Genomic DNA, 14,359 nt, shown 5'->3' with positions numbered 1-14,359 from the left:
CGGACCCGGCGCGGGCCCGGGGCGACGGCGTTCCGGCAGGCCCTACTCGCCCAGCCGCTGCGGGTCGGCCGCCAGCATCCGGCGCACCTGGTCGAGCAGCGCGCTCGCGTCCGCCCCCTCGCCGCCCGGGCCGCCGCGCGAGCCCTCGGAGTCGCCCCGCAGTGCGTCCGCGATCTCCTTGAACTGCGCGTCCCAGTCGTTCTGGTAGACCTGCTCGTGCTCCTCGGCCGCGCTGGACTGGCGCAGCCCCACCGTCAGGTCCACCAGCTTGCCGATCAGCGCGGTCATCCCGAACGAGAAGAGCCCGAGCACCAGCACCGCCACCAGCTGCTTGCCCAGCAGGTCCCAGCCGCCGCCGTAGAAGACGCCCTTCTTCCCGGTCATCACGCCGGTGGCCGCCAGCCCCACCATCACCATGCCGAACAGCCCGCCCCAGCCGTGGATGCCGACCACGTCCAGTGTGTCGTCCACCCCGAACCGGTACTTCCAGCTGATCGCGAAGGCGCAGGTCAGTCCGGCCAGGAAGCCGATCGCGGCGGCCCAGGCGGGCGTCACGTCGCCGGCCGCCGGCGTCATCGCGACCATGCCGGTGACCGCGCCCATGCACATGTCGAGCAGGCCGACCTGCCGGGTGCGCCAGTAGCCGGTCACCGCCCAGCCCGCCATCGCGGCCCCCGCGGCCAGCTGGGTGTTGACGAAGCCCATCGCCGCCGCGCCCGGCACACCCAGCGACGAGCCGGTGTTGAAGCCGAACCAGCCGAACCAGAGCAGCGCCAGGCCGATCACCACCAGCGGCAGGTTGTGCGGCCGGATCGGCTGGCGCTCGAAGTCCGCGCGCCGCCCGGCGACCACCGCCAGTGCCAGCCCGGCCGCGCCGGAGCTCAGTTCGACCACCGTGCCGCCGGAGAAGTCGACCGCGCCGACCTGCCGGGCCACCCAGCCCTCCGGCGCGAAGACCCAGTGCGCCATCGGGACGTAGACCAGCAGGGTCCAGGCGCAGACGAAGACCAGCCAGCCGCGCATGGTGGCGCGCCCGGCCACCGAGCCGCTGATCAGGGCCACGGTCACGATGGCGAAGGACATGTGGAACACCGAGAAGGTCACGGTGGGGGTGTCGCCGGTGCGCGAGTCGAGCCCGACACCGGTCATGAAGACGTGGTCGAGCCCGCCGATCAGCCCGTGCCCGCCGACGTCGGTGCCGAACGCGAGCGAGTAGCCGACGGTGAACCAGATGACGCTCACCAGCACCACGCAGCCGAAGCACATCTTGAGCATCGCGATGACCTGGCCGGTGCGCACCATGCCGCCGTAGAAGAAGGCCAGGCCCGGCGCCATCAGCAGCACCATGGCGGCGGCCATCATCAGCCAGGCGCTGTCCCCGCTGTTCGTCACTTCTCCTGCTCCCGTCGGGTCAGCACCGCGCGCAGCTCGGCCAGCAGCGCGGCGTCCGCCGCCGGGCTCCGGTCCCCGGTCTCCTCGGCGCCGACCGGGACGGGCACCCGGGCGGCGACCAGGCGCCGGCGGATCTCGGCGATCGTCTCGTCGTCGTAGGCCTGCTCCTCCTCCGCGCCGGGCACGTGCTCGTACTCCTCGGCGGCCCGGAAGCCGACCGTCTTCTCCACGGCCTGGGCGATCAGCCAGGTCACCCCGAAGGAGAAGGCCGCGCAGGCCAGCACGGCGACCGCCTGGCGCCACAGCAGGTCGAGGCCGCCGCCGTAGAACAGGCCCTTGCGGCCGCTCATCCGGGCGGTGGCGAACAGGCCGATGGCCAGGGTGCCCACGATGCCGCCCCAGCCGTGCACGCCCACCACGTCGAGCGTGTCGTCGTAGCGCATCTTGTACTTGAGGTTGATCGCGAAGGCGCAGACCACACCGGCGACGAAGCCGATCACCAGCGCGCCCACCGGCGAGACCTCGCCGCAGGCCGGGGTGATGGCGACCATGCCGGCCACCGCCGCCGAGGCGACCCCCAGCATCTCGACGTGCCCCAGCCGCCACTTCTCGATCAGCGGCCAGCCCACCATCGCGCCGCAGGCGGCCAGTTGGGTGTTGAGGAAGGCCATCGGCGCGTTGTGCACGTCCTGCAGCGCGGAACCGGCGTTGAAGCCGAACCAGCCGAACCAGAGCAGCGCGAGGCCGACCACCACCAGCGGCAGGTTGTGCGGGCGGATCGGCTCGCGCTCGAAGTCCCTGCGCTTGCGGACCACGATTGCCACCGCAAGCCCGGCCGCACCGGAGTTGATCTCCACCGGCAGGCCCCCGGCGAAGTCGAGCGCCCCCAGGTGCCGGGTGATCCAGCCGTCGGGCGCGAACACCCAGTGCGCCATGGGCACGTAGACGAAGAGCGTCCAGGCGACGACGAACCAGAGCCAGCCGCGCATGGTGGCGCGGCCGGCGATCGAGCCGCTGATCAGCGCCACGGTGATGATGGCGAAGGCCATCTGGAAGCAGGAGAAGATCACGGTCGGGATGGAGCCGGTGCGGCTGTCCAGGCCGACGTCGTGCATCATCCAGTGGGCCGGGGAGCCGATCAGGCCAAGGCCCCCGACGTCCTTGCCGAAGGCCAGGCTGTAGCCGATCGCCAGCCAGAGCAGGGTGACCAGGGCCAGGCAGACGAAGCTCATCTTGAGCATCACCAGCACGTGTTTGGTCTTGACCATGCCGCCGTAGAAGAAGGCCAGGCCGGGGGTCATCAGCAGCACCATCGCGGTGCTGGCCATCAGCCAGGCGGTGTTGCCCGTGTCGAGCGTGGTTGGCATCCGAGGATTCTCCGGTTCGGGTTGCCGCGCCTGTCCTTCGCGGTGACGGTTCGTCAGTTCGTCGGGGTGAGGAGGTGACGGTTCGTCAGGACTTGCGCACGGCGGGCGCCGGCACGCCGATCAGCAGCCGGCGCACGGCGTCCCAGGCGTGGTGCAGGGCCGCGCCGACGGTGGGGGAGTCGCCGCCCAGCAGCCGGACCCAGGCCCCGGCCTCCTCGGGCAGCACGCTGACCCCGTACAGCAGGCCGCTGCCGGCCAGGGCCCGGTGCAGCACCTCGGCGACCTCGGCCGCCGGTGCCAACGGGGTGACGGCGTAGAGGGTGGCGACCAGGTCGTGCCCGCCCAGCACCGCGGGGCCCTCGACCCCGTCGGGACCGGCGGCGGGTGTCAGGCGCACGGTGTCCAGTGCGAGGAGGCGCCCGTCGGGCCGGCGCCACTCCAGGTCGGCGGCGAACACCCGGTAGGCGTTGCGCTCGCCGTGCGCCAGCCGGCCCGCCAGGACGGTCTCCCAGGCCAGCACCGTGGCCGAGGGGTCGGCGCTGATCACGGTGCGCTGGTAGAACCGCGATTCCCGGAACGGGATCACCGGCTCGGGCAGGTACTCGACGTAGGCCCCCTCGCCCGCGCTCAGGTGGACCTGCTGGGTGGCGTAGTCGGTGGTCATCGAGTGGATCCGGGTGGCCGCCTGGGTGCTGAGGTGGACGGCGGTGCCGGCGCCGCACCGCAGGTCCAGGCGCAGCCGGTCGGCCTGCACGATGCCGCCGCCGGTGGACATCAGATAGGTGATCGCGAGGTCCGGGCGGGCCGGGTCGAAGTAGAGCGGCCGCATGATCTGCAGTGGCGACTTCTGGTAGTGACCGACCAACTCGGTGCGCCCGCCCGCCTGTTCGAAGTCGAGCTCCAGCAGTCCGACCTTGCCGGGCGCGCCGACGCCGAGGGTGGCCGGCCGGCCCGCGTGCCGGCGCACCTCGGCGGGCACCCGGGCCGGCTCGTAGTGCGCGGGCGCCAGCCGGCTGCTCACGCGGGCACCGGCCGGAAGGACTCCAGCAGCTCCGCCACGCGGTCGAGACCGTCGCCGGTCAGGCTGTTGGTGAGCACCACGGGGCGCCCCTCGCGGACCCGATGCGCGTCGGCGGTCATCGTCGCCAGGTCGCAGCGGACGTAGGGGGCGATGTCGACCTTGTTGATCACCAGCACGTCCGAGTCGGTGATGCCGGGGCCGCGCTTGCGGGGCATCTTGTCGCCCTCCGCCGTGTCGAGCACGAAGAAGAACATGTCGACCAGTGCCGGGCTGAAGGTGAGCGTCAGGTTGTCGCCGCCCGACTCGTAGAGCAGGGTGTCGATGTCCGGGTACCGCTCCAGGAGTTCGGCCCCGGCCGCCAGGTTCATCGTCGGGTCGTCCCGGACGGCGGTGTGCGGGCAGGCGCCGGTCTCCACGCCCACCACCCGCCCCGGCTCGAGCACCCCGGCCAGGCTGCGGCGCACGTGCTGGGCGTCCTCCTGGGTGTAGATGTCGTTGGTGACCACCGCGGGCCGCCGGCCCCGGGCGATCAGCACCGGGACCAGCGCCTCGATCAGCGCCGTCTTCCCGGAGCCGACCGGCCCGGCGACACCCACCCGCAGCACCTCGTCCGCCATGTCCTGTCCTCTTCCTGCTCGATCCGACCCCTGAGGGGGTGTCATGTGGCGAACAGCCGTGCCTCGGCCCGCTCGTGGCGTGCGGACATGGCATCGGCGATCGGCGCGAAGCCGCCGAGGTCGGCCAGCTCCCGTCCCAGGGCCGCCGCGGTGACCTCGGTGATCACCGGCGCCGTGGCCCGCAGCGTCGACTGGGCGCGGCGGTGGTCGGTCAGCCGCAGGCGCAGCGCCGCTCCGGTGAAGCTGACGGCGAAGGCGAACAGGTCGCTGGCCACCGCCTGTTCGGCCGACACACCACCGGCCGCATAGGCGACGCCGGCGGCCACCGGCTGGCAGCCGGGTGCCACCTTGGCCGCCACCAGCTCGGCGTACCGGTCCAGCAGCGGGCTCTGAAGGGCGAGTTGGGCGGTGTCCAGCAACTGCCGCCCGGTGCGCACGCAGGCCTGGCGCAGCTCGCGGTTGAGCTTGCTCGCGAGCAGCCGCTGGTCGACCTCGGCCACCGCCGCGAAGTCACCGGCCTCGGCGGCCCGGTGGGCCAGCGCCAGCGCGGTGGCGTCGGCCGGGCCGACCGAGTGGCGCAGCAGGTCGGCCAGCAGCTCCGGCATGCTCTGCTGGTCCACCTGCTTGGCCTGCAGATAGCCCTCCAGGCCGTGCGAGAGGGTGTAACGGCCGCTGGGGAACGCCGAGTCGGTCAGCTGCAGGCCGGCCAGCAGGGCCGACAGCGGGCTCGGCGCGGGCGTGGGCGCGGCGCTCACGCGAGGTAGAAGAGCTGGTTGAGCGGCAGCGTCTCGGCGGGCGCGATGGTGGCCGGCACCCCGTCCAGGGTGACCTGGTAGGTGTCCGGGTCCACCACGATCCGCGGGGTGGCGCTGTTGCGCACCATGTGCTGCTTGCCCACGGTCCGGCAGTGCCGCACCGCCAGCACCCGGCTCTCCAGGCCGAGTCCGCCCGGCACGCCGAGGTCGAGGGCCGCCTGCGACATGAAGGAGACCCGGGTCGCCTGCCGGGCGCGCCCGTACGCCCCGTACATCGGCCGGTAGTAGATCGGCTGGGTGGTGGGCAGCGAGGCGTTCGGATCGCCCATCAGCGCCCAGTTGATCAGGCCGCCCTTGATCACCAGCTTCGGCTTGGCGGCGAAGGAGTTGATCGGCCACAGCACGATGTCGGCCAGCTTGCCGGGCTCCAGCGAGCCGATGTGCTCGGCGGTGCCCGCGGCGATGGCCGGGTTGATGGTCAGCTTGGCCAGGTAGCGCAGCACCCGGGCGTTGTCGTGGCGTTCACTGTCCTCGGCCAGCTTGCCGCGCTGGTCCTTGCAGTGGTGCGCGGTCTGGAACGCCCGGGCGAAGGACTCGCCGACCCGGCCCATCGCCTGCGAGTCCGAGGAGAAGATCGAGATCACCCCCTCGTCGTGCAGCACCGTCTCGGCGGCCACCGTCTCGCTGCGCACCCGCGAGTCGGCGAACGAGACGTCCTCGGGGATGTCGTGGCTCAGGTGGTGGCAGACCATCACCATGTCGAGCAGCTCGTCGATCGAGTTGACCGTGTAGGGCAGCGTCGGGTTGGTCGAGGAGGGCAGCACATTGGGCTCGCCGGCGATCCGCATGATGTCCGGTGCGTGGCCGCCGCCGGCGCCCTCGGTGTGGAAGGTGTGGATGGTGCGGCCGTCGATCGCGGACAGGGTGTCCTCGAAGAAGCCGGACTCGTTGAGGGTGTCGGTGTGGATCGCCACCTGCACGTCGTACTCGTCGGCCACCGACAGCGCGGTGTCGATCGCGGCGGGCGTGGTGCCCCAGTCCTCGTGCACCTTCAGCCCGCAGACGCCCGCCTCGACCTGCTCGCGCAGCGCCTGGGGCAGCGCGGCGTTGCCCTTGCCCAGCAGGCCGACGTTGACCGGCAGGTCCTCCACCGCCTGGTACATCCGCCCGATGTTCCACGGCCCCGGGGTGCAGGTGGTCCCGTTGGTGCCGTCCGAGGGGCCGGTGCCGCCGCCGATCAGGGTGGTGATGCCGTTGCTCAGCGCCTCCTGCGCCTGCTGCGGGGCGATGAAGTGGATGTGGGTGTCGATCCCGCCCGCGGTGGCGATCAGGTGCTCGCCCGAGATCACCTCGGTGCCCGGGCCGATCACCAGCTTGGGGTGCACGCCGCTCTGCAGCCGGGGGTTGCCCGCCTTGCCGACGGCGGCGATGAAGCCGTCCTTGACCCCGAGGTCGCCCTTGACGACGCCGAGCACCGGGTCCAGCACCACCACGTTGGTGATCACCAGGTCGAGGGCGCCCTGCAGGTTGGTGGCGGCCGGGTCCTGCGCCATGCCGTCCCGGATGCCCTTGCCGCCGCCGTAGACCGCCTCGTCGCCGTAGTGGCCCTGGTTGAAGTCCTGCTCGACCTCGACCACCAGGTTGGTGTCCGCCAGGTGGAAGCGGTCGCCGACGGTGGGACCGAACAGGTCGGTGTACTGCTTGCGGGGGATCAGCGCCATCAGGACTCGCCCCCGCCGTGCTCGCCCGTGCCCCGGACGCCCGGGACGGGCTCGCGCCGCGCCCCCAGGAAGCCGCGTGCCACGGCGCGCTCCAGCGCCCTGACCCGGGTGTCGGCCGAGCCGAGGCCGCCGTCGACCAGCCCACTGAAGCCCACCAGGCGCCGGTGGCCGGCGTAGGTGGTCAGCTCCACCTCGCGGGTGTCACCGGGCTCGAACCGCACGGCGGTGCCGGCCGGCAGGTCCAGGTGCATGCCGTAGGCCCGGTTGCGGTCGAAGTCCAGCGCCCGGTTCACCTCGAAGAAGTGGTAGTGCGAGCCGACCTGCACCGCTCGGTCGCCGGTGTTGCTCACCGTCAGCCTGGCCTTCGGCCGGCCGGCGTTCAGCTCGACCGGATCGTCTCCGTACAGGTACCGGGCACTGCCTGACATCGGGCATCTCTCTTCGGACGTGGGGGGTGGGTACGTGAGCGGGGGAAGGGAGGGGAGTGCTGCTGCTGGGGCGCCGCGACGCCGTTCAATGGCGGTGGGGCGCCAGGGAGTTGTGCGAGTGCGGGAACCCGTGTCCGTGCTCGGCGTCGAGCCCGGCGGCGATGCCGTCGACGCCCTGGAGCAGCCGGCCCACCGCGCCGGCGGCCCGGGCCCGCAGCACGCCCGCGACGGCGCGGGAGCTGAGCAGCGGCCCGCCGTCCTCGGCGCCGGGGACCACGGGCGCGGCTCCGAAGGCGGCCGGCAGCAGGACGACCCGCCGCGCGCCGAGCAGCCGGCAGCGCTCGACGCCCTCGGCCGGGCTCGGGTCGCCGTTCTCGAAGGCGACCTCGACCCAGCGGTGCGTGCGGTACTGGCGCACCAGGCGGGCGATCCGGAACAGCTCCGCGTCCTCGAAGGGCCCGGCGGCCGGCGCCGTCAGCAGGATCGCGGTCGGCTCGCCCGCCGCCTGCTCGCCCGCGGCCCCGTCGCCCGCCGTCCCGGTGCCTCCCGCCGGGGCTCCCTCCGGCGCCGCCAGGGCGCGGCCGGTGCCGCCGCGCAGCCAGCCGATCAGGTGCTCGGTGCCGCCGAACGGCTCGGCGAGCGCGAGCCGCCCGCTGTTCGCCGGGCCGGAGAGCCAGCGCAGCGTCCGCGCGGTGTCGGCGATCAGTCGCGGATCGCGGCCCAGGCTCATCGGGACCACGCAGACCGGGCGGTCGGACTGCGCCAGCAGCGCGGCGACCGCGCCCGCCAGCGCGCGGCCGGGCCCGACCGCGCGCCACTCGGACCGGCCCCCGGCCAGCGCCCGCAACCGCTCGCCGCCGCCGCTCTCGTGCCCGCCGACCAGCACCAGCGCGGCCTCGCCCGCGCTGCCGGTCGCGGCCCCGGTCGCGGTCGCCCGTGCCGCCGCCGGGTCCAGTGCCGTGTCTCCAGCCGTCGGCACGGCTCAGACCCCGACCGGGTCGTGGCAGGAGACGAGCTTGGTGCCGTCCACGAAGGCCGCCTCGATCTGCAGCAGCGGCAGCATCTCCCGCACCCCGGGCATCACCTCGTCGGTGGTGACGACCTTCTTGCCGATCTCCATGCACTCGGCCACCGTGTGGCCGTCCCGGGCCGACTCCAGGATCGCCTCGCTGATCAGGGCCACGGCCTCGCTGTAGTTCAGCTTGACGCCGCGGTCACGGCGCCGCCGCGCCAGCTCGGCCACCACGTAGACGTAGAGCTTGTCGATCTCCCGCGGTGCGAGATTCATCGGGGCACTCCTTTCGGATGCGGGGGTGGTGGGCCGGAAGGCGGCGTGGCCGCTGCACGGTCGATGCCGATCGATTCCACATGGTGGAAGAAAAGTTCCGGATGGGAGAAACGTAGATCGGCCACCCAGTGCCGTCAACATCCTGTTGAAAGGCTTGGCCATCTTTTGAGAGGTTTGGCCATCTCTTGGGGATCGCGGCGCGGCGCGGCCCGGTGATCGGCATACGCCCAGGTGGCGACCCCTGTACGCTGTTCGTCCGAGTGAACGAAAAACGGACACGAGATGACAACGATCGGACGATTTGAGCTTGATCTGAGGCTTACGTCCGCTTTCGTCGCCTAACTTGGGCCAGATTGCCCGGCCCAGGCCGCGCCGTTCGCCGACCCTGCAACCTGCAGCAGCTGCGAGCCGCGGACCCCGCCGCCGGCGGCCCCTGCATCCGGCAGGCCGTCGCGCCCCGCGGACCCTGGGCCACCAAGCACAGGGCCCAACCCGGGGCGCCTGGGGACAAGACGGAGGACGATACGTTGAGCGCGCCCGAGTCGGGGACTGCGTCCCAGAATTACCGCCGCACGCTCGGCACGATCAGCCTCACGGCCGTGGGCCTGGGCTCGATCATCGGCTCCGGCTGGCTGTTCGGCGCCGAGCGCGCGGCCCGCCTGGCCGGGCCGGCCGCGATCATCGCCTGGGTGATCGGCGCCGCGGTGGCCCTCACCATCGCCCTGACCTACACCGAGCTGGGCTCGATGTTCCCCAAGGCCGGCGGCATGGTGCGGTACGGCCAGTACTCGCACGGCTCGCTGACGGGTTACCTCGCAGCCTGGGCCAACTGGATCGCCATCGTCTCGGTGATCCCGGGCGAGGCCACCGCCTCCGTGCAGTACATGAGCTCCTGGCACTTCGGCTGGGCGCACCACCTGTACAACGGCAAGGAGCTGACCGGCACCGGCGTGGCCCTGGCGAGCGTGTTGTTGATCGGGTACTTCCTGCTCAACTGGTTCGCGATCACGCTCTTCGCCAAGACCAACACCGCGATCACCGTCTTCAAGGTGGTCGTGCCGACGCTGACCGCGGGCAGCCTGCTGCTGGCGCACTTCGACACCCACAACCTCCAGGACCACGGGGGCTTCACCCCCAACGGCTGGAGCTCGGTGTTCACCGCCGTCGCGCTCTCCGGCATCGTCTGGGCCTACAACGGCTTCCAGTCCCCGCTGAACCTGGCGGGCGAGGCCCGCAACCCGGGCAAGTCGCTGCCCAAGGCGGTGATCAGCTCGATCCTGATCGCGCTGGTGATCTACATCGCGCTGCAGTGCGCCTTCCTGCTCGCGGTGCCCTCCCACGACCTGGCCAACGGCTGGGGCGGTCTGAACTACGACTCGCCGCTCGCCAACCTGTCGATGGCCTGGGGCCTGAACTGGCTGGCCATGCTGCTCTACGCGGACGCCTTCATCTCGCCCACCGGGACCGGCATGATCTACGCCGCCACCACCTCGCGGATGATCCAGGGCGTGCAGGAGAACGGGCAGCTGCCCTCGATCTTCGGCCGGGTCGACCCCAAGACCGGCATCCCGCGCCCGGCGCTGCTGCTCAACCTCTTCATCGCCTTCCTCTTCCTCGCGGTCTTCCGCGGCTGGGGCTCGCTGGCCGAGATCGTCTCGGTCGCCACGGTGATCTCCTACATCACCGGCCCGGTTGCCGTGATGGCGCTGCGCCGCCTGGCCCCGGACCTGCACCGCCCGGTCAAGCTGCGGGCGATGCCGGTGATCGCCCCGATCGCCATGATCTTCGGCTCGCTGGTGCTCTACTGGGCCCGCTGGCCGCTGACCGGCAAGGTGATCTTCCTGATGGCCGCCGGCCTGCCGATCTGGGCCTGGTACGAGCTGCGCAAGCCGTGGGCCGAGATCAAGCCGCACCTGAAGGCCGGTGTCTGGGTGATCGGCTACCTGCTGGTGATGGCCGGCACCTCGTGGGCCGGGTCCAAGGACTACGGCGGCCACGGCTACCTGCCCGAGGGCTGGGACCTGCTGGTGGTCGCCCTGATCGGCCTGGCCTTCTACGCCTTCGGCGTGCGCAGCGCCTGGGCGAACCCGTCGCTGGCGCAGATCCGCCAGGAGCTCGCGGAGGCCGAGGCCGAGCGCGAGGTGGCCGAGGAGCCCGCGTCCGCGCGAGCCTGACGCCGCCGGCGCGAGCCTGACCGACCGAGACACCCGAAGCCGGCTGACGGAATCCCGTCAGCCGGCTTCGGCCGTTCCGCAGCCGTGGTGAGCGGCCATGGCAAGCCCGCTGCCTTTGGAGCTTCCTCCAAGGCCATCCGCCGCTCTGGTGATCTCCCTTGTGTGGATCTTCAAGGATCGCGTGTGAACTGGCTTTCGAGCCGGGGATCAGTCAGGATCGACGGTTGGGTGCGGGGCGCCCGAGTGCGCCCTGCGGCCGAGCCGCATCCGCACCTGAGGTGTACTTTTCTCCCAGCCAGAGAGCCCCATTCATGCGCTTCCTGAACGACCTCAAGCCCGCGTACGACCTGACGTACGACGACGTCTTCATGGTCCCCAGCCGTTCCGCCGTGGGCTCCCGGCAGGGTGTCGACCTCTCCTCCAACGACGGCACCGGGACCACCATCCCGCTGGTGGTCGCCAACATGACCGCGATCGCCGGGCGCCGGATGGCCGAGACCGTGGCCCGCCGCGGCGGCCTGGTGGCCATCCCGCAGGACATCCCGACCGAGGTCATCGCCGACGTGATCGGCTGGGTCAAGCAGCGCCACCTGGTCTTCGACACCCCGATCACGCTGGCGCCGAGCGCCACCGTCGCCGACGCGCTGGCGCTGCTGCCCAAGCGCGCCCACGGCGGCCTGGTCGTGGTCGAGGACGGCAAGCCGGTCGGTGTGGTCACCGAGGGCGACTGCCAGGGCGTGGACCGGTTCACCAGCCTCGCCCAGGTGATGTCCCGCGACCTGCTCCTGCTGGAGTCGGACATCGACCCGCGGGCCGCCTTCGAGAAGCTCAACGAGGGGCACCGCAAGCTGGCGCCGGTCGTCGACGCGGCGGGCGAGCTGGTCGGCATCCTGACCCGCAAGGGCGCGCTGCGCGCCACCCTCTACACCCCGGCGGTCGACGCGGGCGGCAAGCTCCGGGTCGCCGCCACCGTCGGCATCAACGGCGACGTGGCAGGCAAGGCCAAGGCGCTGATCGACGCCGGTGCCGACGTGCTGGTGGTGGACACCGCGCACGGCCACCAGGAGTCGATGATCAGCGCGCTGCGCGCGGTGCGCGGGCTGGACCCGCGGATCCCGATCGTGGCGGGCAACGTGGTCTCCGCCGCCGGTGTGCGCGACCTCGTCGAGGCCGGTGCCGACATCCTGAAGGTCGGGGTCGGCCCGGGCGCCATGTGCACCACCCGGATGATGACCGGCGTCGGCCGCCCGCAGTTCTCCGCGGTGCTGGAGTGCGCCGCCGAGGCACGCCGCCTGGGCAAGCACGTCTGGGCGGACGGCGGCGTGCGCCACCCGCGTGACGTCGCGATGGCGCTGGCCGCCGGTGCCTCCAACGTGATGATCGGCTCCTGGTTCGCCGGCACCTACGAGTCGCCCGGCGACCTGCAGACCACCGCCGACGGCCGCCAGTACAAGGAGAGCTTCGGCATGGCCTCGGCCCGCGCGGTGCTCAACCGCACGGCCGACGAGTCCGGGTACGACCGGGCCCGCAAGGCGCTCTTCGAGGAGGGCATCTCCACCTCGCGGATGTTCCTGGACCCGGCCCGCCCGGGCGTCGAGGACCTGATCGACTCGGTGATCGCGGGCGTCCGCAGCTCCTGCACCTACGCCGGGGCCGCCAGCCTGGAGGAGTTCCACGAGAAGGCGATCGTCGGCGTGCAGAGCGCGGCCGGCTACGCCGAGGGCAAGCCGCTGCACTCCAGCTGGGCCTGATCGCCCCGCGCGGGTGACCGAGCCCCCCGACCCGTTCGCCGGGTCGGGGGGCTCGGCCGGGTGGACGGACGCCGGGAGCGCTCAGCCCTGGTAGGTGGCCCAGAGCTTGGAGAACTGGTACGGCGTCTGCTGGATGTTGGTGCACTTGAACAGGCTGCCCGTGCAGGCGTTGCCGTCCCGGGTGACCTCCCAGAACGACAGCTCGCCCAAGTGGTTCTGCTGCGCGAAGGTGAGCAGCTGCTGGGCGTCGTTCAGACCGAACACCTCGTCCGCGTTGTCGTTCTGGCCCAGCATCGGGGTGACCCCGACCATGGCCCAGGTCTGCGCGGTGGTCAGGTTCGGCCAGACCTGGGCGATCTGGGCCTGGGTGGACTGCGCCGCCTTGATCGCGTAGGCGCCCATCTGGCCGGACGGGTTGGGCGCCTCGGTGTCGCCGAAGTCCATCGCCATCACGTTGACCGCGTCCACGGTGACGCCCGCGGCCTTGGCGGACTGCAGGATGTAGACGCCGTCGGTGGTCAGCCCGCTGGGCAGCACCGGCAGGGTCAGGGTGACCTTGAGGTCACGGCCCTTGGCCCGCTGGGCGGCCTGCACGGCGGCGATCGCGGCCGAGCGCCGGTCCACCGAGGCGTGGTCGGAGACCGCGGAGCCCTCGATGTCGAAGTCGATCCGGTCCAGCCCGTAGGCGTCGACCACCTTCTGGTACTGGGCGGTCAGGGTCGGCACGTCGGTGCAGGACTGGGCCAGCTCGGTGCCGTTGGCGCCGCCGAAGGACGGGCGCACGTCGCCGCCCGCGGCCCGGACGGCGTCGAAGTCCGCCTTGTCCCAGCCGGTGCCGGGGTCGTAGGCGTTGAACCAGCTGGCCGTGCAGGGCGTGGTGCCGTTCACGATGAAGCCCAGCGAGAACTGCTTGAGGCCGGTGGTCTGGGCGATCTGCGCCAGGTTGGGGGTGGGGTAGGCGCCCAGGTCGACGAAGGGGGCGGCCACGCCGGGGGAGGTGCCGCTGCCCGCGACGCCGGTCACCGGGGCGGACTGCGCGGATTCGTTGCCGAGCGCGTCGAAGGCGGTGACGGTGAAGGTGTGACTGCTGCCCGCCAGCAGGCCGTTGACCGTGACCTTGGTCGCGGTGGTGGTGGAGGCGACCACCGAGGAGCCCTCGTAGACGTTGTAGCCGGCCACCCCCGAGGGGTCGGTGGAGGCGTTCCAGGAGAGCGAGACCGCGTCCGGGCCGGTGCCGGAGACCGCCAGTCCGGCGGGGACGGTGGGCGGGGTGTTGCTGACCGGCACACCGGCACACGGCTGGTTGTTGATCAGGCAGTTGGCCGGCGGCACCTGGGTGCCGGTGGTGGCGATGTCCATCCCGACCGCCGGGGCGCTCGCCCCGGGGGCCAGCGGCGCGGCCCAGCTCGGCGAGGTGACCGTGTAGTGGGTGCCGGTACTGGTCGCCGTGCTGGTCAGGGTGCCGTTCCAGGTGCTGCTGACACTCTCGCCGGTGGGCAGGTCGAAGGCGAGGGACCAGGAGTTGACGGTCGCCTTCGTGTCATTGGTGATCGTGTAGTCGGCCTCGAAGCCGCTCTGCCAGGTCTGCGGCTGGGTCAGGGTGGCGACCAGCCCGGTGATCCCGCTGGCGGCCTGCGCACCCGTGGGGAGCGAGAGCGGCAGAACGACGCCGGTCAGTAGCGTGGTGGCTACGAGGGTGGGCAGGGTGACGCGCCTCATGGGCGGGTCCTCCTTGACGTGGGGCGGCAGCACGGAGCACGCCGCCAGGACAGTGGGGGAGTGCCGCGGCACCCCCACATTGGTAGAGACCAATGCAGCACGTCAATAGGGGTGGGGCGAACCGCT

12 protein-coding genes are annotated in these 14,359 nt (G+C 72.0%); 2 read left to right on the top strand and 10 right to left on the bottom strand.

The window, feature by feature from the left end; genetic code table 11:
• Positions 1–42: 42 nt before the first annotated feature.
• The 9 genes from OG294_RS07170 to OG294_RS07130 all read right to left on the bottom strand — a co-directional run bounded on the left by OG294_RS07170 (position 43) and on the right by OG294_RS07130 (position 8,589).
• Positions 43–1,392 carry an ammonium transporter gene (locus OG294_RS07170; protein WP_327065578.1) on the bottom strand — a complete coding sequence of 450 codons (1,350 nt, stop codon included), beginning with the start codon at positions 1,390–1,392 and terminating at the stop codon, positions 43–45.
• Positions 1,389–2,759, bottom strand: a complete 1,371-nt coding sequence (locus OG294_RS07165; RefSeq protein ID WP_327065577.1) for an ammonium transporter — start codon at positions 2,757–2,759, stop codon at positions 1,389–1,391. The genes OG294_RS07170 and OG294_RS07165 overlap by 4 nt, the downstream gene beginning before the upstream one ends.
• A gap of 85 nt (positions 2,760–2,844) precedes the next feature.
• Complete coding sequence (locus OG294_RS07160; protein ID WP_327065576.1) at positions 2,845–3,780, bottom strand: urease accessory protein UreD; 936 nt, start codon at positions 3,778–3,780, stop codon at positions 2,845–2,847.
• Positions 3,777–4,397, bottom strand: coding sequence for an urease accessory protein UreG (gene ureG / locus OG294_RS07155; protein WP_327065575.1), 621 nt, complete (start codon positions 4,395–4,397; stop codon positions 3,777–3,779). The genes OG294_RS07160 and ureG overlap by 4 nt, the downstream gene beginning before the upstream one ends.
• A 41-nt stretch (positions 4,398–4,438) precedes the next feature.
• Positions 4,439–5,152, bottom strand: a complete 714-nt coding sequence (locus OG294_RS07150; protein ID WP_327065574.1) for an urease accessory protein UreF — start codon at positions 5,150–5,152, stop codon at positions 4,439–4,441.
• Positions 5,149–6,873, bottom strand: a complete 1,725-nt coding sequence (gene ureC / locus OG294_RS07145; RefSeq protein WP_327065573.1) for an urease subunit alpha — start codon at positions 6,871–6,873, stop codon at positions 5,149–5,151. Before ureC ends, OG294_RS07150 begins: the two co-directional genes overlap by 4 nt.
• Positions 6,873–7,301 (bottom strand): urease subunit beta, encoded by a 429-nt coding sequence (locus OG294_RS07140; RefSeq protein ID WP_327065572.1) that lies wholly within the window; start codon positions 7,299–7,301, stop codon positions 6,873–6,875. Before OG294_RS07140 ends, ureC begins: the two co-directional genes overlap by 1 nt.
• Before the next feature lie 85 nt (positions 7,302–7,386).
• Complete coding sequence (locus OG294_RS07135; protein WP_327065571.1) at positions 7,387–8,280, bottom strand: cobalamin biosynthesis protein CbiX; 894 nt, start codon at positions 8,278–8,280, stop codon at positions 7,387–7,389.
• A 3-nt stretch (positions 8,281–8,283) separates the two neighbouring features.
• The gene (locus OG294_RS07130) at positions 8,284–8,589 is read right to left on the bottom strand and encodes an urease subunit gamma (protein ID WP_327065570.1); all 306 of its coding nucleotides are present in this window, start codon (positions 8,587–8,589) and stop codon (positions 8,284–8,286) included.
• A gap of 527 nt (positions 8,590–9,116) precedes the next feature.
• Here OG294_RS07130 and OG294_RS07125 point away from each other — a divergent pair.
• Together OG294_RS07125 and OG294_RS07120 are read left to right on the top strand one after the other, a co-directional pair.
• A complete protein-coding gene (locus OG294_RS07125) occupies positions 9,117–10,763 on the top strand; it encodes an APC family permease (RefSeq protein ID WP_327065569.1) in 1,647 nt (548 codons plus the stop codon).
• 311 nt (positions 10,764–11,074) lie between these two features.
• Positions 11,075–12,514 carry a GuaB1 family IMP dehydrogenase-related protein gene (locus tag OG294_RS07120; RefSeq protein WP_327065568.1) on the top strand — a complete coding sequence of 480 codons (1,440 nt, stop codon included), beginning with the start codon at positions 11,075–11,077 and terminating at the stop codon, positions 12,512–12,514.
• An 81-nt stretch (positions 12,515–12,595) separates the two neighbouring features.
• On the opposite strand, the gene OG294_RS07115 is transcribed toward OG294_RS07120, so the two are convergent.
• Entirely contained in the window at positions 12,596–14,233 is a 1,638-nt protein-coding gene (locus OG294_RS07115) for a cellulose binding domain-containing protein (protein WP_327065567.1), read from the bottom strand.
• Between the last annotated feature and the right edge of the window lie 126 nt (positions 14,234–14,359).

It is taken from the genome of Kitasatospora sp. NBC_01302, assembly GCF_035976515.1.
Taxonomy (GTDB): domain Bacteria; phylum Actinomycetota; class Actinomycetes; order Streptomycetales; family Streptomycetaceae; genus Kitasatospora.
The sequence above is the reverse complement of the archived record's forward strand: the minus strand, read 5'-3'. Positions and strand labels throughout refer to the sequence as shown.